The organism is Flavobacterium notoginsengisoli (assembly GCF_014207905.1).
Classification (GTDB): domain Bacteria; phylum Bacteroidota; class Bacteroidia; order Flavobacteriales; family Flavobacteriaceae; genus Flavobacterium; species Flavobacterium notoginsengisoli_A.
In genome coordinates this window covers 287,868-313,902 of record NZ_JACHLB010000001.1, presented here as the reverse complement: position 1 = coordinate 313,902, position 26,035 = coordinate 287,868, and the positions used below count along the sequence as shown (strand labels likewise).

Sequence of the window (26,035 nt, the reverse complement as noted above, 5' to 3'; positions counted from 1 at the left end):
CCATGAAAAGATATATAAAAATAGTTGCCCTTTCTAGCTTACTTGTTTTAGGGGCATGTTCGGAAGATTTTTTAGAAAATGAACCGTACACAGATAAAGTAACTGAGAATTTTTACAAAACACCTTCAGATGCCTTTGAAGGACTTGTAGCAATTTATGATGTTTTACAGCGTGAAGCTTACGGCGGACCTTTGTTAATTAGTGAACAAGCTTCTGATGATTGTTTTGGAGGTTATGGTATTTCCGATGCTCAGACCGATCTTGAGTGGGATCGTTTCTTATATGTTTCTGATAAAGACATGAATAAAGATGTTTGGGCAAATGCTTATCTAGGAATTTACAGAGCTAATATTTTATTAGAAAATTTAGATAAAGTAAACTGGGGAGCCAATACAGCTTTAAAAACTCGTTATGAGGCAGAAGCTCGTTTCTTAAGAGCACACTTCCATTTTACAGCAGCTAAAATGTTTGGAGATATTATTCCGTTAGATCACACTGTTACTACAAGTGAATTCGAATTACCGAGACAAGCGCCAGAAGTTACGTACGCTTTAATTGCAAACGATTTAAAATTTGCTGCTGATAATTTAAGTAATGATAATTACTCACAAGCAGGAAACGAAAATTTTGGACGTATTACAAAATGGGCAGCAGAGGCTTACTTAGCAAGAACATTTTTATTCTACACTGGAGTTTATGGCAAAACAGATTTAGCAGGCGTAATCACAAAAGCACAAGCCGTTACTTATATCAATGATGTGGTAAGTAACAGCGGTCACGGATTGGTAGCAGATTTCGCAAATCTTTGGTTAGCGGCTTCTCTTGAAAATTTTGTCGGAGAAGACAACACAGAAATGGTTTGGGCTGTTCGTTTTAATGGTTCAGGAAAAGGAAACTGGGATCTTCATGAAGGAAACCGTTTTCAGGTAAATATTGCACCACGTGGAGGTTCGATAGGAAGATATGCAACTGGTTGGGGAGGCGCAACTGTAAATCCTAAATTAGTGAGCGAATACAAAAATGGAGATACCAGAAAAGCAGCTTCGTTTATTGATTATGCAACCGAAAATTTAAACTTCGATGCACAAGCTAGAGAACAGCGTCAGTATACAGGTTATTCTTGGAAAAAATACTGCCCGATTACAAATGCGGCTGGAACAGCAGTTGTAGAAGCAAATGGAGGAAATTTCCAAATCGATAACTATCAGGATTACGCTATTATCCGTTTTGCAGATGTTTTATTAATGGCTGCCGAATTAAATTTAGAAGGAAATGCTGGTTTAGCTCAGACAGATTTAGACAGAGTTCGTGATCGTGCTTTCAAAAACACAACCAATCGTGTAACTGCTACGAAAGAAAACATCATGAAAGAGCGTCAATTAGAATTAGCTCTTGAAGGACAACGTTATTTCGACTTAATCAGACAAGGAATGACAGTAGCAAAACAAGCAATTGATAGCAATACTGGAGATTCTCAGTTTAATGTGACTTTTAGAACAGAAACTCAAGGATGGTTTCCGCTGCCTCAATCGCAGATCATTCTTTCAAATGGTTCTATGACTCAAAATCCTGGTTGGAATTAATTTAAAGAAAAATGATTATGAAACGTATACTATATATTTTAATAGCAGCTGTTACAATTAGTTCAGTGTTATTTTCATGTGAAGCAATTGAAGATCGTGAAAGCCTACCAGCTGTAACTTTGACTCCGGAAACACTTAAGTTTTCTGTTACGCAAGACGCCACAAACAAAAATGTTGTAAAGCTTAAAAGTGATGATCCAACTGTAATTCCGTTTTGGAAATATGTAGACGCCGCAGGAAATGAATTAGGACATTCTAATAAAAGTAATGATCAAGTAACACTTCCATTTGCTGGAAAATACACAATTTATTTCACGGCTTACACAAGAGGAGGTTCTGTAGAAGCAACGCCAGTTGTAGTTGATATTGCAGAAAATGATGATACTTATTTTAGTAATCCTAAATGGGAAATGCTTACTAATGGAGTGGCAGGAAAGAAATGGGTTTTAGATTTTACAGATCCAGTTGGATGGGCTGGTTTAGATTATCCGGCTGCATCTGGAGACAATTGGAGCTGGCTTCCAGATTATGCAAGTAACTCTTGGGTTATGGCAAATAAAAATTGGGGAGAAATGTATTTTGATTTAAATGGAAATTACAATACATCAGTTACTCAAACAGCGATTGCTAACAATAATCAAACAACCAAAAAAGGAACATACACGTTTGATATTGCAAATAATAAATTAGTTTTTAATGGTGGAGTAGAAATGCTTTACGGAGGAGATTATTACGGAGATTGCAGCAACTGGATTAGTGTAAAAGTGGTTGAGCTTACGGCAACATCTTTAAGATTGGCTGTAATACGCGACCAGAGTAGAACCGGTGAAGGAGTTTGCTTAATAGTTTTCCATTACAAACCGAAATCGTAAGTTAGTTAGTTTTGAAGTCTCAGTTTTAAACATGTTTCTAATGTGCTTTAAGACTGAGACTTAAATTATTTTAAGAAGAAATAAATGGAATCGATTTTTATTTCTATCTTCAAATTCCAAAAACATAAAAAGTACCTATGCAAATTACTAAAACCATAAAAACCATAAGTTTACTAGCGATTACGGCGGGAGTTTTTTTTCTGAATTCCTGCACTAAAAAAGAAGACGCGTTTGTAAACCGAAAAGTTTCTTTTAATTCAGATTGGAGTTTTCATCTTAACGATAGTTTAGTAGATAAAGATACAATTGGAACTTCAACAAAATGGAGAACTTTAGACGTTCCTCACGATTGGAGCATCGAAGGGAAATTTGATGAAAAAAGTCCGGCAGGATATGGCGGAGGATCTTTAAATGGCGGTTTAGGCTGGTACAAAAAAACATTCAAAGTAGCGGCTGAAGACAGTACAAAAATTACTTCCATTACTTTTGACGGTGTTTATAGAAATAGTGAAGTTTGGATAAACGGACATTATTTAGGAAAACGTCCAAACGGATATATTGGTTTTCAATATAATATGTCGCCGTATTTGAATTACGGAGATAAAAACAACGAAATAATTGTTAAGGTTGACAATTCAAAACAACCTAATTCACGCTGGTATTCAGGTTCAGGAATTTTCAGAAATGTCTGGATTGAAACTACAGATAAACTTCATGTAGAGCAATGGGGAACTTATATTACAACTCCAAAAGTTACTGCCGAAAAAGCTTCAGTCAATTTTGAAACTACAATCAAAAATCAATATGCTGAAGAAAAAAAGGCAACCGTTACAACTACAATTTTTAAAGAAGACAAAAAAGTAACATCAATTACTCAAAATATAACAATTGGTGCCAATGCCAATCAAACCTTAAAACAATCCGCAGAAGTTGAGACGCCGATTTTATGGTCGGTTGAGAAACCAGAATTATACAAAGCAGTTACACAAATTTCGCTTGACGATAAAATCATCGACGAATACAAAACCAACTTCGGAATCAGAGAATTCAAGTTTGATCTGAACAAAGGTTTTGTTCTGAATGGAAAACAAGTCAAAATCAAAGGAGTTTGTATGCATCATGATTTAGGTCCTTTAGGTTCAGCTATCAATACGCGTGCTATCGAACGTCAATTAGAAATCCTGAAAGAAATGGGAGTAAACGGAATTAGAACTTCTCACAATCCGCCTGCACCAGAGCTTCTGGATCTTTGCGATAAAATGGGTTTCATCGTTATGGACGAAGCTTTCGATATGTGGAAACAAAACAAAACCAAATACGATTACGCAAACGACTGGGACAAATGGCACAAACAAGATTTAATAGATCAATTGCTTCGCGACCGAAATCACCCGAGTATTTTTGTTTGGAGTATTGGAAATGAAATCCCAGAACAATGGAATGAAACTGGTGTTGAAATTGCTAAAGAATTAGCAGAAATTACACGTCAATACGATAAAACGCGTCCACTTACAGCAGCGATGAATCCGCCAGTAAATATGAATATTGATGAAGTTACTTTACAATTCGAGAAAAAAAATGTTCAGTTTAACGCTATTGCAAAATCTGGAATTTTAGATTTAATCGGATACAATTACGCGCATCAAACATACGAACATCATCAAAAAAACTTTCCAAATACGCCTTTCATCGCAACAGAAACTACTTCAGGTTTACAGACAAGAGGATATTATGACGCTGTTTCTGATACTATAAAAAAATGGCCTGTTAGATGGGATCTTAAATTTACACAAGGAAATCCTGGAAATACGGTTTCAGCTTACGATCAGGTGCAAGCGCCTTGGGGTTCTACGCACGAAGCAACTTGGAAAGTCATTAAAAAACACGATTTCCTTTCTGGAATGTACATCTGGACAGGTTTCGATTATATCGGAGAACCAACGCCTTACGAATGGCCATCGGTAAGTTCATATTTCGGAATTGTAGATTTAGCCGGTTTCCCGAAAGATGTTTATTATATGTACCAAAGTGAATGGACAGATAAAACTGTTCTTCATATTTTCCCACATTGGAACTGGAAAGCAGGACAAACCGTTGACGTTTGGGCGTATTACAATAAAGCTGACGAGGTGGAACTTTTCGTAAACGGAAAATCAGTTGGAAAAAGAAGCAAAAAAGGAGACGATTTACATGTTATGTGGAGAATTCCTTTTGAAGCCGGAACTCTAAAAGCAGTTTCTCGCAAAGATGGAAAAGTGGTTTTAGAAAAAGAAATCAAAACAGCCGGAAATCCTTCGCAATTAAAATTAACTGCGGATAGAAGTACCATCAAAGCGGATAAAAATGATTTGTCATTTGTAACAGTTGATATTTTGGATGCTAACGGAACTTTGGTTCCAAATGCCAATAACGAAATTAATTTCTCTCTAAAAGGAAACGGAAAAATCGTAGGCGTTTGCAGCGGTGATCCTGTGAGCCACGAATCATACAAAGGAAATAAACACACGGCGATGGCTGGAAAATGTTTGGTTGTGATACAATCTGGAGATCAATCAGGAAGATTAGAATTAACAGCAAAAGCGAACGGATTAAAACAATCGACAATTGTAATTACAACAGAATAATAAGTCAAGTTCCTGCAAGGTTTTCAAAACCTTGTAGGTATAAAATAAGTTTCAAATAAAAATAAAAGACCTACAAGGTTTTGGAAACCTTGCAGGATAACTAACATCTAGAATTATTAACCAATGAAAAACTCACAATTAACCGCATTAGTTTCTGCTTTTGTTTTGGGATTTCTAGCTGTGCCAAAAGCCTCAGCACAAATCCAAAATGCAGACGTTTTAAATGCGCCAATCGATATAAGCAAAGATTTTCAGAATTATCTGAATACTTTTTATTTTGCAGATGAACTGGCATCTTTTGATCCTGCGACAGGAAAAGGAACAATCAAATATTTAAGATACAATTACAAAACACGTCAGGCTTTCAACAATATGATGATGAAGCCAGACGTAGAAAAAGCAAACGAATTTCCAACAACAGAATATGCAGAATCTCCGGTTTTGCCTTTCGAAATTCAGTTTGTATCAGATAGAACAGTTCGTATCAAAACGACTTCTGGGCCACAATTTCATCCACAAAAAGAATCGTTGATGTTGGTTGATGGTGTTGCGCCAAATCATCCTGAATTATGGAAATATGCTAAAATCGAAGGCGGTCATAGTTACACCAGCAAACATGGAAAAGTGGAGATTTTGACAAAACCTTGGCACGTAAAAATTTACGATGAAAAAGGAAAACTGTTGACAAGCACACTTCACGATACCGATTTTAAAAATACCTATACGCCAACACTTCCGTTTTCTTATGTTCGCAGAAACAGTGATTATTCAAGAAGTATGGGCGCGGCTTTCAGCTTAGAACCAGACGAAAAAATATTTGGTTGTGGAGAATCATTCACACAATTCAACAAACGCGGTTCAAAAGTAGTTTTATGGACTGATGATGCAAACGGAATCCAAAATGAAACGATGTATAAACCAATTCCGTTTTACATGAGCAGCCGTGGTTACGGAGTTTTCATGCATCACTCAACACCAATTACGGTTGACTTCGGAAAATACTTTTCAAGTGCCAACGAAATGTACATTGGAGACGACGAAGCCGATTTGTTTTTCTTCATCGGAGAACCAAAAGACATTTTAGATCAATATACCAATTTGACTGGAAAAGCAGCAATGCCACCACTTTGGTCTTTCGGTTTTTGGATGAGTCGTATTACGTATTTCTCAGAAAAAGAAGGAAGAGATGTAGCAAGAGATTTACGCAAGTACAAAATCCCAACCGATGTTATTCACTTCGATACAGGCTGGTTTGATGTAGATTGGCGAAACAACTACGAGTTTGCAAAATCTCGTTTCCCAGACGCAACCAAAATGATGGCCGATTTGAAAAAAGACGGTTTTCAGGTTTGTCTTTGGCAATTACCGTATTTCACGCCAAAGAATACTTTGTTTCCAGAAATCATGGATAAAAACTTAGCGGTAAGAGATAGAAAAGGAAACCTGCCTTACGAAGATGCCGTTTTAGATTTCTCAAATCCCGAAACGATTTCTTGGTATCAAGGAAAACTGAAAAAATTATTTGATGAAGGAGTTGCCGTTTTCAAAGTAGATTTTGGAGAAGCAGCACCGCCAGACGGAATTTATCACTCTGGAAGAACAGGTTTCTACGAACATAATTTATATCCATTAAGATACAATAAAGCGGTTGCAGAAATCACTCAGAAAGAAAAAGGATATACCTTAATCTGGGCTAGAAGTACTTGGGCTGGATCTCAGCGTTATCCGTTACATTGGGGAGGAGATTCTGAAACTACAAATGGAGCGATGTCTGCAGAATTACGCGGCGGACTTTCATTAGGTCTTAGCGGGTTCAGTTTCTGGAGTCATGATGTTGGAGGTTTCGCAACAAAATCTCCTGAGAATATTTACAGAAGATGGACACCGTTCGGAATGTTTACTTCGCACGTAAGAAGCCACGGAGAACCGCCTCGCGAACCTTGGTTGTACAGCAAAGAATTTTTAGAAGGATTTAGAAAAGCTGATAATATGCGTTACGAATTGATGCCATATATCTACGCTCAGGCAAAAGAAAGCTCTCAAAAAGGATTGCCAATGATGCGAGCTTTATTTGTAGAATATCCAAACGATCCGGGAGCTTGGTTAGTTGATAACGAATATTTATTCGGATCAAGCATGTTGGTGGCACCACTTTTTGAAGAAGTTGAAGAAAGAGATGTTTATCTTCCAGAAGGAACCTGGATTGATTATCAAACTAAAAAAGTGTACCAATCTGGGTGGCATAAAATCAAAGCTGGCGAAGTGCCAATCGTAGTTTTAGTAAAAGACGGAACTGCAATTCCACACATCGGTTTAGCGCAGTCTACAAAAGATATGGATTGGAGCAAACTGACATTAAAAGTATTTGCAAGCGATAAAACCACTTCGGCGACAGCCAAAGTATTTTTACCAGAAGGTGATGCGGTTCAAGAAATAAAAGTGAACAAAAGCGGAAACAATTTCGACGTAGCAGCAAATCCATTAAACGGAAAAACCACTTTTAAAACCGAGTGGGCAAAATAAAAAAGTTAGCCACTAATTACACGAATTTCCACGAATTGAATTGGTGTTAATTTGTGTAATTAGCGGCAAAAAATAAAAATATTTAAACACATAGAAACATAGGTTTTTGTTTGTGAATAAAAGAACTTAGAAAGAAACTAGTTTCTCACACATAGACTATGTGAATTTATGCAAGTGAAACGCCTTTTTTAAGTTTCCAATGATCTATGTTTCTATGTGTTTAAAAAATATGCTCAATGCATAAAAAACATAATTCCAAAAAACATGAAAAACTATCTAATTCTCCCAGCCGTACTGTTTTCAATAGCAGTTGGCTACAGTCAAAAAACGAAGAACGCTTACGAACTGGCATCGCCAAACGGACAAAATAAAATCAAATTTGAGCTAGTAAAAAATGCTCCAAAATATGCCGTTTCTCACGGAAAGACAGAAGTAATTTCTCCGTCTGATATGGGATTTGTATTGAAAGGAAACGAAGACTTAAGTTCAAACTTTGAAATTAAAGGAGCTAAAACTTCTACGTTTGACGAGACTTGGGAACAAGTTTGGGGAGAAAAGAAAAACATCAGAAATCACTACAATCAATTGGTAGTCGATTTACAGCAGAAAACTGGAAACAAAAGAAAATTACAGATTCAGTTTCGTGCTTTTGACGATGGAGTTGCTTTTAGATACGTTTATCCAAAACAAAATGTAAAAGACAGTATTTTCATCATGGATGAAAAAACGACTTTCAATTTAAAAGAAGACGGAAAAGCATGGTGGATTCCGGCAAATCGACCAGATCGTGACGAATATTTATTTAAAGATGCTCCAGTAAGCACTTTAGATACGGTTTTGACTCCGTTAACTATTGAAAGCAAAAGCGGATTGGCATTAAGTTTTCACGAAGCAAACTTGGTAGATTTTGCCAGTATGACTTTGGTTAATAATAAAGGAACAGAATTAAAATCTGATCTTGTGCCGTGGGCTGATGGTGTAAAAGTTCGTGTGAAAGATTCATTCACTTCATCTTGGAGAACGATTCAAATTGGAAATAACCCTGGAGAATTGATCACTTCTTATTTGGTTTTAAACTTAAACGAACCAAATAAATTAAAGAATACAAATACTTATTTCAAACCTTATAAATATTTAGGAATTTGGTGGGGAATGCATATCGGGAAATATACTTTTTGGGAAAGCGACAAACAAGGAGCAACGACAAAACACGCCGAAGAATACATTGATTTTACAGCAAAAGAAGGTTTCCACCATTTATTGATTGAAGGTTGGAACAAAGGCTGGACACCAGCTTGGTATGAAAACCGTATGCATATGTTCAGCTTCACTAAAAGCGCTGATAATTTCGACTTAGAAAAAGTAGTGGAATATGGAAAGAAAAATAATGTTGAATTAATCGGTTACCACGAAACGGGTTCCAACTTAATTAACTATTTAAAAGAAGTTGACGAAGGTTTTGCTTTATACAAAAAACTAGGAATTCATACCGTAAAAATCGGTCACGTAGGTTCTAAACTGAATATGAAACAAATGCATTTCGGGCAGTTTGGAGTAAATTATTTCAGATATATTTTAGAAAAAGCAGCGCAATACGATTTAGCGGTTTTATACCACGAATCAATTAAAGATACAGGAGAAAGAAGAACTTTCCCAAATATGGTTTCGAGAGAAGCGGCGCGAGGACAGGAATATAACGCTTGGAGCGAAGGAAATCCGCCAAATCACTTGACTATTATTCCATTTACAAGATTACTTTCTGGTCCGATGGATTTTACACCTGGAATTTTTGATGTTGAGGTAAAACAAGGTTATCCTGGAAAAAGAGTTCAGGGAACAGTTGGGCAGCAATTAGCTTTATATGTTACGATTTACGCACCAATCCAAATGTTGGCAGATCTTCCAGAAAATTATGAAGGAAAACCAGCTTTGCAATTCTTAAAAGATGTTCCGACTGATTGGGAAGATACTAAAATCTTAGAAGGAAAAATTGGTGAATACATTACAACAGCAAGAAAAGACAGAAATAGCGCTGATTGGTATTTAGGAACTTTGACAAATGAAAAACCAAGAAATGTTGAGGTTTCATTATCATTCTTAGATCCAAACGCCACTTACGAAGCACAGATTTATGTAGATGCTGAAGGAACAGATCAAAAACACAATCCGGAAGCAGTAGCAATTTCTAAAAAAACAGTAAAAGCTTCAGATAAATTACAATTGAAATTAGGAGGAGCTGGCGGTGGAGCTGTTAGATTCAAAAAATTGTAATGCACAAAGATTTTCTGTAGAGACGCACTGCAGTGCGTCTAACATATAGTTAGAAAATAAAATATTTAGCCACAGATTACACGGATTAAAAGGATTATTACTCTCGCAGATTTAGCAGATTTAGCAGATTTTTTTAAATTTTTAAATCAGCTCAATCTGCGGGAGAAAAAAGAGAAAATCCTTTTAATCCGTGGCAAAAAAATAAACAAAACCATTTTCAGATGAAAAGACTTTTAATAGCAGCAGTTTTATTTAGTTCAGTCCATTTGATGGCACAAAACCGAACCATAAAAGTTGATTATAAGAAAGAAGCTGGAAAATTAAACACCATGTTCAAAGAATGCATTGGTGCTGGAAGAGCAAACGAAGGTCTTCGTGCAGATTGGCAAGAACAACTGAAATTGGTAAAAAAAGAATGCGATTTTAAATACATCCGTTTTCATGGTTTATTGACAGATGATATGGCGGTTTATCGTGAAGACGAAAAAGGAAATCCGGAATACAATTACCAATATGTAGATGTTTTATTTGATTTTATTGTAAGTCTGAAAATGAAACCGTTTGTCGAATTAGGTTTTATGCCGAATGCTTTGGCAAGTGGAAAAGAAACTATTTTTTGGTGGAAAGGAAATGTGACTCCGCCAAAAGATTATAAAAAATGGGAAGATTTGATTAAAAACTTAACCCAGCATTTTACAGAAAGATACGGAGCAGAAGAAGTAAAAACATGGTATTTTGAAGTTTGGAACGAGCCGAATTTATCTCCAGGTTTTTGGACAGGAACGCAGGCAGATTATTTTAAATTATACGAATATGCAGCTCGTGGAGTAAAAGCAGTAAATTCGGCGTACAGAGTCGGTGGTCCAGCAACAGCAGGAGCGGCATGGGTTCCGGAAACAATTGATTTTTGCGCTAAAAACAATATTCCAATGGATTTTGTTTCAACCCATACTTATGGCGTAAAACACGGTTATCTGGACGAATTCGGAACTTCAGGAACGATTTTAAGTCAGGATGAATTTAGCGTAAGCGGCGATATTTTAAATTCGAGAAAACAAATTGCAGCTTCGGCAAAACCAAATTTAGAATTGCATTATACAGAATGGAGTACGTCTTATACGCCAGCAGATCCAATTCACGACAGTTATCATTCGGCAGCATATATTTTGCAGAAATTAAAACAAGTTGGCAATGCGGCAACCTCAATGTCGTATTGGGTTTTTACTGATATTTTTGAAGAAGCAGGACCGAGATTCACGCCTTTTCATGGTGGTTTCGGATTAATGAATACGCAGGGAATTAAAAAACCAGCCTATTTCTCTTATTATTTACTAAATAAATTAGGAGAAACAGAACTTCAAAATTCAGATAAAGCTTCTTGGACAGCTAAAAATGCAAAAGGAGACGTTCAGGTTTTATTGTGGGATTTTACGAATACACATCCAGGCGATAAAGAACTGAATCAAACATATTATGTTAAAGACCTTCCATCAAAAGAAAAAGGAAAAGTAAAAGTGGAAATTGACGGAATGCAGAAAGGAAAATATCTTTTAGAAATTTACAAAGTCGGTTATAAAGTAAATGACGCTTTCGCGAGTTATCTAGCGATGAATAAACCAAGTCAGTTAACACGTCAGCAGGTCAATTCCATAAAAGAGAAAAATAACGGTGCGCCAATTGCAACAGAAAAAATCACAATTGATGCAAAAGGAACTTTCAGCAAAGAATTCAAAATCAATGAAAATGACGTTGTTATGCTGAATTTAATTAAAAAATAATTGAGATAAAACCACAAACATATAATATTAACGGTATTTAGAGATAATGTGTGAGGATCAAAATCTTTAAATCAAAACACCTAACTATCTATGAAAAACAAAATGATATTCCTTTCATCAGCTTTGGTTTTTGCATTTTTTACTTCTTGTAAAAATGATGCACAGACGTTAGCTTCAAATTCGGCTCAGACTGAAGAATACGTTGGAAAAGAAATAAGCACAGATCATGATGCGGAAATTGATAAATTGATTTCGCAAATGACTTTAGAAGAAAAAATCGGAATGCTTCACGGAAACAGCATGTTTGCCAATGCAGGCGTAAAACGTTTAGGAATTCCAGAATTAAAAATGGCCGATGGTCCGTTGGGAGTTCGTGAGGAAATTTCAAGAGACAATTGGGCGCCGGCTGGTTGGACAAACGATTTTGCCACTTATTATCCTGCGGGAGGTGCTTTGGCAGCCACTTGGAATGCAGAAATGGCACATACTTTCGGAACTAGTTTAGGAGAAGAATTACGTGCAAGAGACAAAGATATGTTGCTTTCGCCAGCCATCAATATGGTGAGAACACCGCTTGGAGGAAGAACGTATGAATACATGTCAGAAGATCCGTTTTTGAATAAAAAAATCGCAGTGCCTTTGATTGTTGGTTTACAGGAAAAAGATGTAATGGCGTGTGTAAAACATTACGCTGCAAACAATCAGGAAACGAATCGTGATTTTGTTGATGTACAAATTGACGAGCGTACACTTCGCGAAATTTATCTTCCGGCTTTTGAGGCTTCGGTAAAAGAAGCAAAAGCGTATAGCATTATGGGAGCTTACAATAAATTCAGAGGAGAATATTTATGTGAGAACGATTATATGCTAAATAAAATCCTTCGTGACGAATGGGGATTCAGAGGAGTTGTAGTTTCAGATTGGGCTGCGGTGCATTCTACAGCAAAATCTTTAAAAAGCGGTTTAGATATTGAAATGGGAACACCAAAACCTTTCAATGAATTTTTCTTAGCCGATAAATTAATCGCTGCTGTTAAATCTGGAGAAGTTTCTGAGAAAGAAATTGATCTTCATGTAAAACGTATTTTAAGAGTTTTATTCCAAGTTAAAGCAATGGGTGGAGGCGAACGTGCCAAAGGAAGCATTGCAACCGAAGCACATTATCAGGATGCTTACAAAATCGCTGCAGAAGCAATCGTATTGTTGAAAAACGAAAATAATGCGCTTCCGCTAAAAGTGGACGGAGTAAAATCTATTGCAGTTATCGGAAACAATGCCACAAAGAAAAACGCTCTTGGCGGATTTGGAGCTGGAGTTAAAACAAAAAGAGAAGTTACGCCTTTAGAGGGTCTTAAAAATAGACTTCCGTCATCAGTTAAAATCAATTATGCGGAAGGATATTTAGAGCGTTACGATAAAAAGAACAGAGGGAATTTAGGAAATATTACGGCAAATGGTCCAGTGACAATTGACGAACTAGATCCAGCAAAAGTTCAGGAAGCGGTTGATGCAGCTAAAAACTCAGATGTGGCAATCATTTTTGCAGGTTCAAACCGTGATTATGAAACTGAAGCTTCTGACCGTAGAGATTTACACTTGCCTTTTGGACAAGAAGAATTAATCAAAAAAGTATTGGCTGTAAATCCAAAAACAATTGTAGTTTTTGTTGCGGGTGCTCCATTTGATATTAATGAAATAAGCAAAAAATCGCAAGCTGTAGTTTGGTCTTGGTTTAATGGTTCTGAAGGTGGAAATGCTTTGGCTGATGTTATTTTAGGAAAAGTAAATCCGTCAGGAAAATTGCCTTGGACAATGCCGGTTGCTTTAAAAGATTCTCCTGCGCACGCAACAAACAGTTTCCCTGGAGACAAAACGGTAAATTATGCTGAAGGACTTTTAATTGGATACCGTTGGTTTGATACTAAAAATGTAGCGCCACTTTATCCTTTTGGTTACGGATTATCATACACGACTTTTGCGCTTGATAATGCTAAAACAGACAAAACTTCTTATGCTCAAACAGACGTAATTGAAGTTACTGTTGACGTTAAAAACACAGGAAAAGTAGACGGAAAAGAAGTAGTGCAATTATATACTTCAAAATCTGATTCTAAAATTACCCGTGCAGCTCAGGAATTAAAAGGATTCAAAAAAGCAGATGTAAAAGCTGGAAGTTCGGCAAAAGTAACCATCAAAGTACCAGTTAAAGAATTGGCTTACTACGATGTTGCTTCTAAAAAATGGACTGTTGAACCAGGAAAATATACCATCAAATTAGGAACTTCTTCAAGAGATATTAAAAAAGAAATTCAGGTAACAGTTAAATAAATCTGTTACTGCTATAAAATAACCAAACTATCAACGCCAGCCCACTAAAAGCTGGCGTTGATTTTAAAAACTTACACTTAACTTAAACCAAACCAAATGAAAAAAACAATCAAAGATTTTCTTTTATCTTTTATTCTGTGCTTTGCTTTTTTGGGAGTTTCTGCCTGCAGTTCGGATAAAGAAGAAAATCCACCAGCTATAAAAACGCTCTCTTCGACTACGAGCAAAATTGATTTTGAAAGCAAAGAAAATACAATTGAAATAACAATTAATTCTAATGGCGTTACTTGGACTTTGAGTAATACTGTCAGTTGGATAAAATTAAGTCAGACTGTTGGAACTTCGGGACAAACCGTAGTAAAAATTACGGCTTTAGAAAATACAACTACAGCATTGCGAAATGCTGTGATTACGCTAAGTGGTGGTGAACTTGCCTCAGAAGCAATTTCTGTTTCGCAGGCGGCGGGAAGTTTGTATCCAAATTATAACACTAATCCAATTGCAGCTGATGCTTCTGGAATGGAAAGTTCTGCAGTTGAATTGGCTGCAAAAATCAAATTAGGCTGGAATATCGGAAATACGTTGGAAGCAACTGGTGGAGAAACGGCTTGGGGAAATCCAAAAGTTACCAAAGCTCTAATCGATGCTGTAAAAGCAAATGGTTTTAATGCCATTAGAATTCCGTGTTCTTGGAATCAGAATTTAGAAAATGCTGCAACAGCAAAAATAAAAGTAGATTGGTTAAACCGAGTAAAAGAAGTGGTTCAATATTGTGTTGATAACGATATGTATGTTGTGGTAAACATTCACTGGGACGGCGGTTGGCTGGAAAATAATATTACCGAAGCTAAAAAAGTAGAAAACAACGCCAAACAAAAAGCGTTTTGGGAACAAATCGCAACACATTTACGAGGATTCGATGAACATTTGCTTTTTGCTAGCGCTAACGAACCAGCGGTGGAAGATGCGACGCAAATGGCTGTTTTGACTTCGTATCATCAAACTTTTATTGATGCTGTTCGTTCGACTGGAGGAAAAAACACAAATCGTGTTCTAGTTGTTCAAGGACCAACAACTGATATCGAAAAAACTAACAAATTAATGACTACATTGCCAGTAGATAAAGTGACAGGTAGAATGATGGTCGAAGTACATTATTATTCTCCATGGAATTTTGCTGGTTTAACCAAAGATGAAACTTGGGGTAAAATGTTCTATTATTGGGGAAATGGTTTCCATTCAACAACCGATACAGAACGAAATGCAACGTGGGGAGAAGAAGCCGATTTAGAAAAGAATTTCAAATTAATGAAAACCCAATTTGTAGACAAAGGAATTCCAGTTTTGTTGGGTGAATTTGGAGCAATTAGGAGAACGACTTTAACGGGAGATGCGCTGACTTTGCATTTAAATTCGAGAGCCTATTATTTAAAAACGGTAGTCAAAACAGCAAAAGCAAATGGATTATTACCTTTTTATTGGGATGAAGGAAGTTTAGGAAACAACGGTTTTGGAATCATGAATAGAACTAATAATACCGTCTTCGACACACAAGCTCTAACCGCTTTGAAAGAAGGATTACAATAAAAAAACTTTTTAAAACCTATAAGTGATATAAGGTAATTTAAGTTTTTGTGTGTTTTAAATTTATATTTACTTATATCACTTATATGGTTTAAACAATTCAATTTATATAGAAATGAAAAAAATATCTGTTTTTATTTGTTTGTTAATTAGTGTTTTATCAAATGCTAATGTAAGAATGCCTTTAATATTCTCTGACGGAATGGTGCTCCAAAGAGACAAACAAATTCCGATTTGGGGTTTTGCTGACGCGAATGAAAGCGTAGAAATTCATTTCAACAAACAAATTAAGAAAACAACAGCCGATAAAAACGGAAAATGGACGGTAAATTTAAGTGCTGAAAAAGCCGGCGGACCATTTGAATTAAGCATTATCGGAAAAAATAAAATCATCATCAAAAATGTTTTGGTTGGAGAAGTTTGGATTTGCAGCGGACAATCGAATATGGAATTTCAGGTTTTTAAAACTATGAATTCGCAAAAAGAAATTGCAGATGCAAATTATCCAATGATTCGTCATTTTGGTGTAGCGCAGGATTTGAGCGGAAAACCAAAAGACGATTTAAAACAAGGAAAATGGGAAGAAGCCAATAAAGAAAATGTAGGCAACTTCACTGCAGTTGGCTATTATTTTGCCAGAAAACTGTATGCAGAATTAAAAATCCCAATCGGAATCATCAATACTTCCTGGGGTGGAACCAATGTAGAAACCTGGACAAGCCGTGAAGCTTTTGAAAACAGTCCAGATTTTAAAGCCATGATTGCCGATGTTCCATCAGTAGATATTGATGCTGTTTTTGAAACCTATAAAAAGTCAGTTTTAGACAATTTGAAAAAAGTGCAAGGTTTTGATGTTTCAATGGAAAACGAAGACCAATTTAAAAATGCAAATTTCCAAGACAAAAACTGGCCGGAAATAAAAGTGCCTTCACTTTGGGAAAACCAGCAAATCGGAAATATTGACGGAATTGTCTGGATGCGAAAAACAATTGTTTTAACAGCAGAACAAGCTAAAAAAGAAGCAACTTTACATTTAGCAAAAGTGGATGATGAAGATCAGACATTTGTAAACGGAGTTCAAATTGGAACAAATAATCTTTGGGATGCTAAAAGAATTTACAAAATTCCAGCCAATGTCTTAAAAGAAGGAACAAACGTAATTGCAGTAAGAATTACAGATTATAGTGGTGGAGGTGGAATCTACGGCGATCCGCAAGATTTAAAAATCGACTTTAAAGATTCAAGTCTCCCACTTGAAGGACTTTGGAAATTCAATGTTGTAAAGGTGAGAATCGAAGTTTCGCCAAACAGTTATCCGTCATTATTGTACAATGCGATGGTAAATCCGTTAGTGCTTTATGCGATGCAGGGCGTTTTATGGTATCAGGGCGAAGCGAATGTTTGGAGAGCGGCAGAATACAAAAAGTCATTTCCGTTAATGATTACCGATTGGAGAACAAAATTCAAACAAGGAAATTTCCCTTTTTACTTTGTTCAATTATCTACTTTTGATGAATTTGGCGGCAACAGTCAAAAAGGAAGCCGTTGGGCAGAACTCCGCGAAGCACAATCTGAAACCTTAAAATTGCCAAACACTGGAATGGCGGTTACAACAGATATCGGAAACGCAAAAGACATTCACCCAACCAACAAACAAGACATCGGATTACGTTTGGCAGCAACAGCACTGAATAATATTTACGGCAAAAAACAAGTTCACAGCGGACCAACTTATAAATCTCAGGAAATAAAAGGAAACCAAATTATTTTGACTTTCGACAATATCGGCAGCGGATTGTCAACACCAAATAATGATGAATTGAAAGGTTTCGAAATCGCGGGATCAGACAAAGTTTTTCATTCCGCGAAAGCGATAATTAAAGACAATAAAATAATTGTTTCAAGCGACAAAGTTCAAAATCCAGTAGCAGTTCATTACGGCTGGGCAGACGACGATACGACGATTAATCTTTTCAATAAGGAAAAATTTCCAGCGTCACCATTTAGAACAGACAATTGGGAAATGATTACGGCAAATGAAAAATATAAAGTGAGTAAGTAGTTATTAGTGAATAGTAATTAGTAAGAAGTATAAAGTCTTTTGAACGGTTTTTTGAACTTGTTTGAATGAAAAATAAATTAAAAATGTTCCGTTAGGAACAACTCGTCGGTAGCAACGGATGAAATCCGTTGATCCAAAAAACGATATTGCAATAATGTTCCATAGGAACATTTGATAGGTAACATTAAAAACGCATTAACAATGAATTCAACCCTCATAAAAAAAACATTTCTCCTCTTACTTCTCACATCTTGCTATGCGGACATTTCAGCACAGTCCAAAAGTATTTTATGGTACAAACAGCCCGCGGAATTTTTTGAAGAAAGCTTAGTTTTAGGAAACGGAAAAATGGGAGCGACTGTTTTTGGAGGCGCCAATTCAGATAAAATTTATTTGAATGATATTACGCTTTGGTCGGGCGAACCCGTAAATGCAAATATGAGTCCGGAAGCGTATAAAAACATTCCGGCAATTCGAGAAGCTTTACAAAATGAAAACTATAAACTGGCAGAAGAACTCAATAAAAAAGTTCAGGGAAAAAATTCAGAATCGTATGCGCCTTTAGGAACATTAGAAATCAATAATTCAGAAAAAGGAAAAGCGGTAAATTACCATCGTGAATTGGATCTTTCGAATGCGATTTCAAAAGTAAGTTATGAAATGGCGGGCATAAAATATACTCGCGAATATTTCGTGTCTGCTCCAGATAAAGTGATGATTATCAAATTGACAGCAGATCAAAAAGAAGCTTTAAATTTTGATATTAACCTGAAAAGCCTTTTACAGTCAAATGTCGAAGTGCGAAACAATATTTTGGTATTGAGAGGTTCAGCACCAATTCATGAAAATGCTGGATATAATGTTCCTCAAAAATATTTAAGCTTAAAAGAAAGAGGAACAAGATTTACAGGTTTAGTTCAAATCAAAAAAACGGACGGAACGATTACAAGTTCTAGAGAAACCTTAACGTTAAAAGACGCGACGGAAGCCATAATTTTTGTTTCTGTTGCAACAAGCTTTAATGGTTTTGACAAAAACCCAGCATCAGAAGGTTTAGACGATGTATCAATTGCATTGGGAAATCTGAATAATGCGTACGCAAAAGCATTCGATAAACTAAAAGAATCTCATATTGCCGATTATCAAAAATTCTTTAATCGCGTCAACTTAGATTTAGGAAAAACGACCGCTCCGGATTTGCCAACAGACGAACGTTTATTACGTTATGCTGACGGAAGTGAAGATAAAAATCTAGAAATCTTGTATTTTAATTATGGACGTTATCTTTTAATCAGTTCTTCGAGGACTTTGGGCGTTCCGGCAAACTTGCAGGGACTTTGGAATCCGCATTTAAGTCCGCCTTGGAGTAGTAATTATACGATGAATATCAACTTGGAAGAAAATTATTGGCTGGCAGAAAACACCAATTTATCCGAAATGCATTCCTCGCTTTTGAGTTTCATTAAAAACCTTTCGGTAACAGGAAAGATTACCGCTAAAACTTTTTATGGAGTTGATAAAGGATGGGCTGCGGCGCACAATTCAGATATCTGGGCGATGACCAATCCGGTTGGGCAATTTGGAAAAGAGGATCCAATGTGGGCATGCTGGCCAATGGCGGGAGCTTGGTTAAGTACACATATTTGGGAACATTATACTTTTAGTCAAGATTTAGATTATTTGAAAAAAGAAGGATATCCGTTAATGAAAGGTGCGGCCGAATTTTGTTTGGGGTGGTTGGTTCCAGATAAAAACGGAAACTTAATTACTTCGCCGTCAACTTCGCCAGAAAATCAATATAAATTGACAAATGGATTTGTAGGCGCAACTCTTTATGGTGGAACTGCAGATTTGGCGATGATTCGCGAATGTTTTGATAAAACTATAAAAGCCTCAAAAGCATTAAATATAGATGCCGATTTTAGAAAAAAACTGGAAACAGCACTTTCAAAACTATATCCATATCAAATAGGTAAAAAAGGAAACCTTCAGGAATGGTATTTTGATTGGGATGATAATGACCCAAAACACCGTCATCAATCACACTTATTCGGACTTTTCCCAGGTGATCATATTACGCCTTTGAAAACTCCGGATTTAGCCGAAGCTTCTAAGAAAACTTTAGAAATAAAAGGGGACGAAACCACAGGTTGGTCAAAAGGTTGGAGAATTAATCTTTGGGCAAGGCTTTGGGACGGAAATCGTGCCTATAAAATGTTTCGCGAATTACTTCGTTATGTAGATCCTGACGGAAAGAAAACAGAAAAGCCGAGAAGAGGAGGAGGAACGTATCCGAATTTATTTGATGCGCATCCGCCATTTCAAATTGATGGAAACTTCGGAGGTGCAGCAGCAGTTGCCGAAATGTTGGTGCAATCAGATGAAAATGAAATACGATTATTGCCTGCTTTACCAGATGCTTGGTCAGAAGGTTCTGTAAAAGGAATCTGTGCGAGAGGAGGTTTTGAAATTGAAATGAGTTGGAAAGATAAAAAGATTGATAAGTTTTTCATTTCATCTGCAAAAGGTGGAGAAACAACCCTAATTTTTGGTGATGAAAAACAAGAAATTGCCTTAAAAAAAGGAGAGAAAAAATCGATTAATTGGTGATAAATGTATTGATAAACAATGAATTAATATAAATGTCGGGTAAATGACGTGATAAAATTGATTAAAATTCGTGAAGTGTTTTAAAACTGAGATTTAATTTTGCTTAAAAGTTTCAAAATGATTCAACAGCCAGAACTAGGAAAGAAAATTGCAGATTACAGAAAATCAAAAGGATTTACTCAAGAAGAACTTGTAGAGAAATGTAATCTGAGTGTACGCACTCTTCAGCGCATAGAAGCTGGAGAAGTTACTCCTAGAAATTATACGGTAAAGTTGATTTTTGAAGTATTGGAACTTGATTTTGAAAACTCCTTCAATTCTCAAAATGAGAAATCAAAAGGGAGAATTGAAAAATGGCTCGAGCAATTTTATATAAGTTTTATTGATTTATTTAATTTAAAAACAAACACTATGAAAAAAGTATCAATTTTATCAATCACAATATTTGCTGTAATATGGGCGATTACGTCTTTGACAAGCCAGACCTTTGCACAAGCTAAAGCTCAAAAACAAATTGAAAAGTCTAATTCTGATTTTATTAAATGGTTTAACAGCGGTGAAATAAACTTTTTGGTTAATTTGTATCGCGAAGACGCCTGCCTTGTTTCGCGAGGTTGTGGTAAGGATTTCATTAAAAGTTACTACAATGTTGAAGCGAGTAAGTTTAAATTTACCGAAATAAAATCGACAAGTATTGCCGTTAATGATACCGTTGCGATTGAAAAAGGTAAATGGAGTGCGATTTTAAATTCAGGTCAGCCAATTGGAGGAGAATATACATCTGAATGGCGATTAACCAATAGTGAATGGCTGATAGTTAGCGAAACATCTGGATTACAATTTGATAAAAAGTAATCTAAAAACAAATAGTATTGACCCGACAGGTTTTTAAAACTTGTTGGGTTTGTTTTTCTAGCTTCGGAGAAGCGAAATATTTATAGAATTGAATAGACATCTACAATATAAAGCTCCAGCGGAGTGACATATAATTTTCTTTATCAAATATGTCGCTCCGCTGGAGCTCTTTCTTTTTGCGTAATTGGATTTCTATAAATATTTAGCCTCTTTGAGGCTCTCTAACTGTCGGGTTTGTTTTTAGGAATAGTTTTAAACACATAGAAACATAGTTTGGCTTTGCGTAGAAAGGCGTTTCACTTGCATCAATTCACATAGCTATGTGTGGAAGCTAGCTTCTTCTTTTACCTTTTTTATAGAGACAGAAAAATCTATGTTTCTATGTGTTTAAAATCAATCAATCCAATTTATAATTATATCCTACTTGAACATAAAACGGAATCAACGGTGTTGTTTTAAAATCCTGTGTCACCACTTTTCCAGCTCTTAAAATAATATCATTTCGGCCAAAAGAATAACCGCCTTGAACTCCGAAATTGAAATTTCCTCCAGTTGAAGGTTCGTACCAGCCATTTTTTACATCGGGATAAACATCTTTGTAAATATCAGAATGTTTAAAATGCGTTACAATTGCTTTATCAAAACCAAATTCTCCTGAAGCAAACCATTTTGGTTTATAATAACCGATAACAATTCCAGCATCGGCACCAAAATTCTGCAATGTTACGAGCGGATTTCCGTAACGTCTATAAATTCCGTGAAGCGAGGCATTGAAACGGAAATTGTTTATTTGATAGAAATTGATTTGTCCGCCAAATTTGGTTTTAAAATCATCAAAAATTACTTCGCCCGAAGCTAAAGAAATGGAACTTTCGAGAATAATCGGCATTTTGGTTTTTAGATGAAAACCATAACTCAATCCGTAAACAAAACTATAATCCCAGCCGACATTTACGCTTAAAATATGTTTTTGATTTTCTTGAAGACTTTCCCAATTAATGGTTTGTGCTTGTGAAATGTGAGTTGTTAGAAGTGAAATGAGAAATGTGATTAATGCTACTATTGCTTTCATGGTTGAATTATTTTAGATTATTTAAATAATTCAACACTAACGGCTCAACGTTTTCCCATTTGAAATAAATCATTTCGTGGCCTGTTCCTTTTACTTCTTCAATTTCAGAAATAGGAAAATAAGAAGCTTCTTTTTGCGCGAAAGTCAATCCGTATGATTTGTTCAATTCGCCATATAAAAACAAAACTTTCGTTTGATATTGATCCAGATTTGTAGTAAAATCAAATCCTTCATTTTCTGAAATATCAATAAAACTTTCCAGAACTGTTGTGCCAATTCTCCAAAACGGAGACGGGCCGGGAATTCCTTCATCATTTCCCTTCGCATAAGTAAAACTTGAAGAGATTCCGTATTTGTAATCTAAAATAGCGTGTTGATTTTCTTTTCCCGTCAAAAACTGATCGACATATAAAAGATTACTGGTGATTTCAGAAAAAATATTGATTTTACGGCTCATTTCTCCATATTCATCAAGGAGTTTTTTATTAAGTCCGCCCGGTTCTGCAAGAATTACTCCGTTTATGGAATTTGGATATTGATTGACATAAGCAGAAGCCAGCATGGCGCCCCAAGAATGCCCAAAAAGAAAAACTTTCTGTTTCGGTGATGTTCTGTAATATTGAATCACTTCGGTTAAATCATTCAAAACAAGCTGAATCGAGTAGCTTTTCTTATCATGTCTTTTTGATAATCCCGAACCGCGCTGATCATAAAAAACGACATAAAAACCGTCGTCTGCGAGTTGCTGCACGTTTAATCCGTTTCGATAATCTGAACCTGGACCACCGTGCAAAAATATTATCATTGGATCAGTTGGATTTCCAAAAGTTTCAGAATGGAGCTGTGTTCCATTCACAAAAATGGAAGGAAGCGAGGGATCTTCATCGACAGTTTTCGGAACTAAATATCCAGATTCGTTAATGTCATTTTCGTTTTCACATCCATTAAAAAAGAAAATTGAGACAGCAATTACGGCTGAGTAAAATAAGTTGGTTTTCATTGCAAGAATTGATTAAAATTTCTGCAAAGATGAGTTTCAGTATTATGCTGGTCGCCCCAACTTGTAAGGTGGTTCTTTTTTTTAAAGAGGCTAAGTTGCTAAGATGCTGAGTTGTTAAGTTTTTTTGTTGAAATTTGCTCGCAAAGTCGCGAAGTTTTTTCTTTTTAATAAAGCTTAGCGACTTCGCGTCTCTGCGAGATTAAAAAAGCGAGACTTTATTTTAAATATTCTGATGGCGAAAGTCCAGTTGCTTTTTTGAAGTTTCTATTAAAAGCAGTTTTAGAATTGAATCCGCATTCGAAAGCAATTGAAAGTAAAGTGAATTTTTCGTTTTCAGGAAGAAGAATTAATTTTTTGAATTCTTCAACTCGTTGTAAATTAATATAATCGTAAAAGTTTTTGCCTTCGGCCGAATTGATAACCTGAGATAAAATGTTTGGATGAACATTTAGTTTTTGAGATAATTCCGCTAAAGTTAAATCTGGATTTTTATAGAGTTTTTCAGTCTGCATAATCTCAGTTAGTTTTTGATGAATGGATTGAAGTTCTTCTGAACTCAAACTGGATTTTTCGTATTTGATTTTTTCAGTTTGATTTTCCTCAATAAAAACGGTTTCTAAAATTAGGTTTTGAAAATTATCATTTTGTGAAATAGGCTGATTGGTGAAAATTCCAACTTGTTTGATTCCGAAATAACCAATAAACATCAAATAAAAAACAACGACTGAAAAGATATATTCATCTTCATAAAAAATCACGACCAGCCAAATAATGCTCGATCCTAGAATTAGATATTGTAGCCAGCGAAGATTAATTTTTTCATTAAAAGAGAATTGATCTGAAATGTTTTTTCGATGTTTCGAAAGTTTTTGAAGCGAAAGTAAAGCATAAGCAATTCCGGAAATTAAAATAGCGCTGTACAAAATCAGAATCAAGTTTTCGTATCCTTTTCCATCGTTCTGAAAAACGGTTAATTTTTCCTGAAATGATAAAGTAAAAAACGGCATTAGAACCAAAACGGCAATTACAAAAGGTAAAAAGTGAAGCCAATTGTATTTTCGATGCGGATTTTGATTGGTTAAAGCCGAAGTGTATAAATACAAAAACGGACCTTGCAATAAAGGCATCGGAAGTTCAAAACCTAATAGAAATGGAAAAGAAGTAAAATCTTTTTTATAATGGAGGTAATATAAAAACAAATGAAAACCCGTAAAAAACAACCATAGCGCCAGAATTTTATCGGCTTCACTTTTGTTCTTTTTGCTGGTGAGAATAACGACCAGAAAAAAGGTGATTATAATGCCCGTTAAATACAACATGGTTTAGATTTTTGGTTAAAATCGGTTTGTTGGAATTTTTGGGCAAGATAAAATATTTCTTGCAAATATTTGAATGCGTGGTGTTTTGTATGCGTTAATTAAAAAGCTTCGGAGAAGCGAAATATTTATAGAAAAGATAAAAGCATTAGAATCAAGAGCTCCAGTGGAGTGAAATATATGTCGCTCCGCTGGAGCTTTTTTTACATTCGCGTGATTTAATTTCTATAAATATATCGCCTCGCTGAGGCTTTTGAATAAAAAACCCGACGAATTTTTAAAACCTGTCGGGTTTGTTGATTTGAAAACGAATGTCAAACGGAGCGAAGTCGAAGCTTCTCGTTTATAAAAGGGCTTCGACTTCGCTCAGCCTGACAAAATAAATTATTCTTTGGTTGTAGTTTCTTCTTTCTTTTCTTTTGATTTTTCAGAATGCTCCTTTTTAAATGTTTCGTACCATTTTTCAATCGACGGATAAACAAAAGCGGCGACTTTTTTTACGGGATTATAAAAAATATAATTGTCTAAAGTTTCCTTTTTAGCGAATGTATTATTGAAATTGATTTTCTCAAACAAAGCAATAAAAATACTCAGAATCAAAATGGTTTTTAAAATTCTGAAAAAGCCTCCGCCCAATTTATTCATCCATCCTAACATGGCAAAATCGGCAATTCCGGTTAAAATTTTGGCTAAAAAATAAATACCAATTACAACCAGAATAAAAGTTAAGATAAAAGCCGTAATCTGAATATTAGTTGGATTCCAAGAAACATGTTTTGAAATTATTCCAGTCATTAAAGACGAAAATTTAATAGCCAGATAAATTCCTAATAACAGCGAAATAAAAGAAGCGACTTCTACAAAAAGTCCGTTTTTAATGCCTTTGTATAAACTAAAAGCCAGAAGTGCGGCTACGATAATATCAAAAAAACTCATGTTTTGGTTTGGTGTTTAATGAGGCGCAAAGATAGTTTTTTTTGAGGTTCGGAGGCTCATAGTGGCAAAGGTTCAAAGGTTTTTTAGGGCTTTCTTTTTTCTGTGTATTTATTTTTTGGGTGCAATGTGTTGAACTATGTATCTTTGCAAATCAAAATTTAGAGTTCAGATTGCATTCTGCCCCCTCAGAATAGATTTTAATCAGCAATCTAACATCTAAAATCAACAATCTAAAATCACGTAATGTCTAGAGATACACAATTAAAAGAGCGATGGGAAAAGCTCGTTGATATACTTTCCAATCAGTTTTCGCAAGGCGAAGATTTAGATTTGGATGCCATAATTTACCTAATCGGAGTGCAAGAACTTGGAAAAGTACACCGAGAATTTAAAAAAGACGAAAAGTTAAATCTTATGCATATTGCAATATGCCGATTATTAGAGCCTTATGGGTTTTATGAATTCGATTTTTTTGATTCAGAAGGATGGCCACATTATAAAGTGAAAGAACAATTGCCAGCATTAAAAGCAGGCGAGCAGTCGGTTTTAATGAAAGAAGCAATTGTAAATTATTTTTTAGAAAGAAAACTTATAGAGTAGTTTTTAGTCGCAGTTGCAGTC

At 35.6% G+C, this 26,035-nt stretch carries 16 protein-coding genes; 12 read left to right on the top strand and 4 right to left on the bottom strand.

Annotated elements, in window-relative coordinates; all coding sequences use genetic code 11:
- Positions 1-2: 2 nt before the first annotated feature.
- The 11 genes from HNP35_RS01355 to HNP35_RS01305 all read left to right on the top strand — a co-directional run bounded on the left by HNP35_RS01355 (position 3) and on the right by HNP35_RS01305 (position 21,090).
- On the top strand, positions 3-1,583 hold the full coding sequence (locus HNP35_RS01355) for a RagB/SusD family nutrient uptake outer membrane protein (protein ID WP_184159181.1): 1,581 nt from the start codon (positions 3-5) through the stop codon (positions 1,581-1,583).
- Between the two features lie 17 nt (positions 1,584-1,600).
- Positions 1,601-2,455 carry a hypothetical protein gene (locus tag HNP35_RS01350; protein WP_184159183.1) on the top strand — a complete coding sequence of 285 codons (855 nt, stop codon included), beginning with the start codon at positions 1,601-1,603 and terminating at the stop codon, positions 2,453-2,455.
- A 137-nt stretch (positions 2,456-2,592) separates the two neighbouring features.
- The gene (locus HNP35_RS01345) at positions 2,593-5,079 is read left to right on the top strand and encodes a glycoside hydrolase family 2 TIM barrel-domain containing protein (RefSeq protein ID WP_184159185.1); all 2,487 of its coding nucleotides are present in this window, start codon (positions 2,593-2,595) and stop codon (positions 5,077-5,079) included.
- Positions 5,080-5,202: 123 nt separating this feature from the next.
- Positions 5,203-7,602, top strand: a complete 2,400-nt coding sequence (locus tag HNP35_RS01340; protein ID WP_184159187.1) for an alpha-xylosidase — start codon at positions 5,203-5,205, stop codon at positions 7,600-7,602.
- A 264-nt stretch (positions 7,603-7,866) separates the two neighbouring features.
- Complete coding sequence (locus HNP35_RS01335) at positions 7,867-9,873, top strand: glycoside hydrolase family 97 protein (protein ID WP_184159189.1); 2,007 nt, start codon at positions 7,867-7,869, stop codon at positions 9,871-9,873.
- 221 nt (positions 9,874-10,094) lie between these two features.
- A complete protein-coding gene (locus HNP35_RS01330) occupies positions 10,095-11,651 on the top strand; it encodes a GH39 family glycosyl hydrolase (protein WP_184159191.1) in 1,557 nt (518 codons plus the stop codon).
- Between the two features lie 90 nt (positions 11,652-11,741).
- Positions 11,742-13,979 carry a glycoside hydrolase family 3 C-terminal domain-containing protein gene (locus HNP35_RS01325; RefSeq protein WP_184159193.1) on the top strand — a complete coding sequence of 746 codons (2,238 nt, stop codon included), beginning with the start codon at positions 11,742-11,744 and terminating at the stop codon, positions 13,977-13,979.
- 96 nt (positions 13,980-14,075) lie between these two features.
- The gene (locus HNP35_RS01320) at positions 14,076-15,566 is read left to right on the top strand and encodes a cellulase family glycosylhydrolase (RefSeq protein ID WP_184159195.1); all 1,491 of its coding nucleotides are present in this window, start codon (positions 14,076-14,078) and stop codon (positions 15,564-15,566) included.
- 112 nt (positions 15,567-15,678) lie between these two features.
- Positions 15,679-17,625, top strand: coding sequence for a sialate O-acetylesterase (locus HNP35_RS01315; protein ID WP_184159197.1), 1,947 nt, complete (start codon positions 15,679-15,681; stop codon positions 17,623-17,625).
- A 201-nt stretch (positions 17,626-17,826) separates the two neighbouring features.
- Positions 17,827-20,235: a glycoside hydrolase family 95 protein gene (locus tag HNP35_RS01310; RefSeq protein ID WP_184159199.1), complete on the top strand. Its 2,409-nt coding sequence runs from the start codon at positions 17,827-17,829 to the stop codon at positions 20,233-20,235.
- A 117-nt stretch (positions 20,236-20,352) separates the two neighbouring features.
- Positions 20,353-21,090, top strand: a complete 738-nt coding sequence (locus HNP35_RS01305) for a helix-turn-helix domain-containing protein (RefSeq protein ID WP_184159202.1) — start codon at positions 20,353-20,355, stop codon at positions 21,088-21,090.
- A gap of 397 nt (positions 21,091-21,487) precedes the next feature.
- Here the strand turns inward: HNP35_RS01305 and HNP35_RS01300 are convergent, their stop codons facing one another.
- From HNP35_RS01300 to HNP35_RS01285, 4 genes are all read right to left on the bottom strand, one after another.
- Positions 21,488-22,162 carry a hypothetical protein gene (locus HNP35_RS01300; RefSeq protein ID WP_184159204.1) on the bottom strand — a complete coding sequence of 225 codons (675 nt, stop codon included), beginning with the start codon at positions 22,160-22,162 and terminating at the stop codon, positions 21,488-21,490.
- A 7-nt stretch (positions 22,163-22,169) separates the two neighbouring features.
- On the bottom strand, positions 22,170-23,162 hold the full coding sequence (locus HNP35_RS01295) for an alpha/beta fold hydrolase (protein ID WP_184159206.1): 993 nt from the start codon (positions 23,160-23,162) through the stop codon (positions 22,170-22,172).
- Between the two features lie 215 nt (positions 23,163-23,377).
- Positions 23,378-24,481, bottom strand: a complete 1,104-nt coding sequence (locus tag HNP35_RS01290; protein WP_184159208.1) for a helix-turn-helix domain-containing protein — start codon at positions 24,479-24,481, stop codon at positions 23,378-23,380.
- A 381-nt stretch (positions 24,482-24,862) separates the two neighbouring features.
- Positions 24,863-25,414: a CvpA family protein gene (locus HNP35_RS01285; protein ID WP_184159210.1), complete on the bottom strand. Its 552-nt coding sequence runs from the start codon at positions 25,412-25,414 to the stop codon at positions 24,863-24,865.
- Positions 25,415-25,657: 243 nt separating this feature from the next.
- Here HNP35_RS01285 and HNP35_RS01280 point away from each other — a divergent pair, with 243 nt between their 5' ends.
- A complete protein-coding gene (locus HNP35_RS01280) occupies positions 25,658-26,014 on the top strand; it encodes a hypothetical protein (protein WP_184159212.1) in 357 nt (118 codons plus the stop codon).
- The last annotated feature ends 21 nt before the right edge of the window (positions 26,015-26,035 follow it).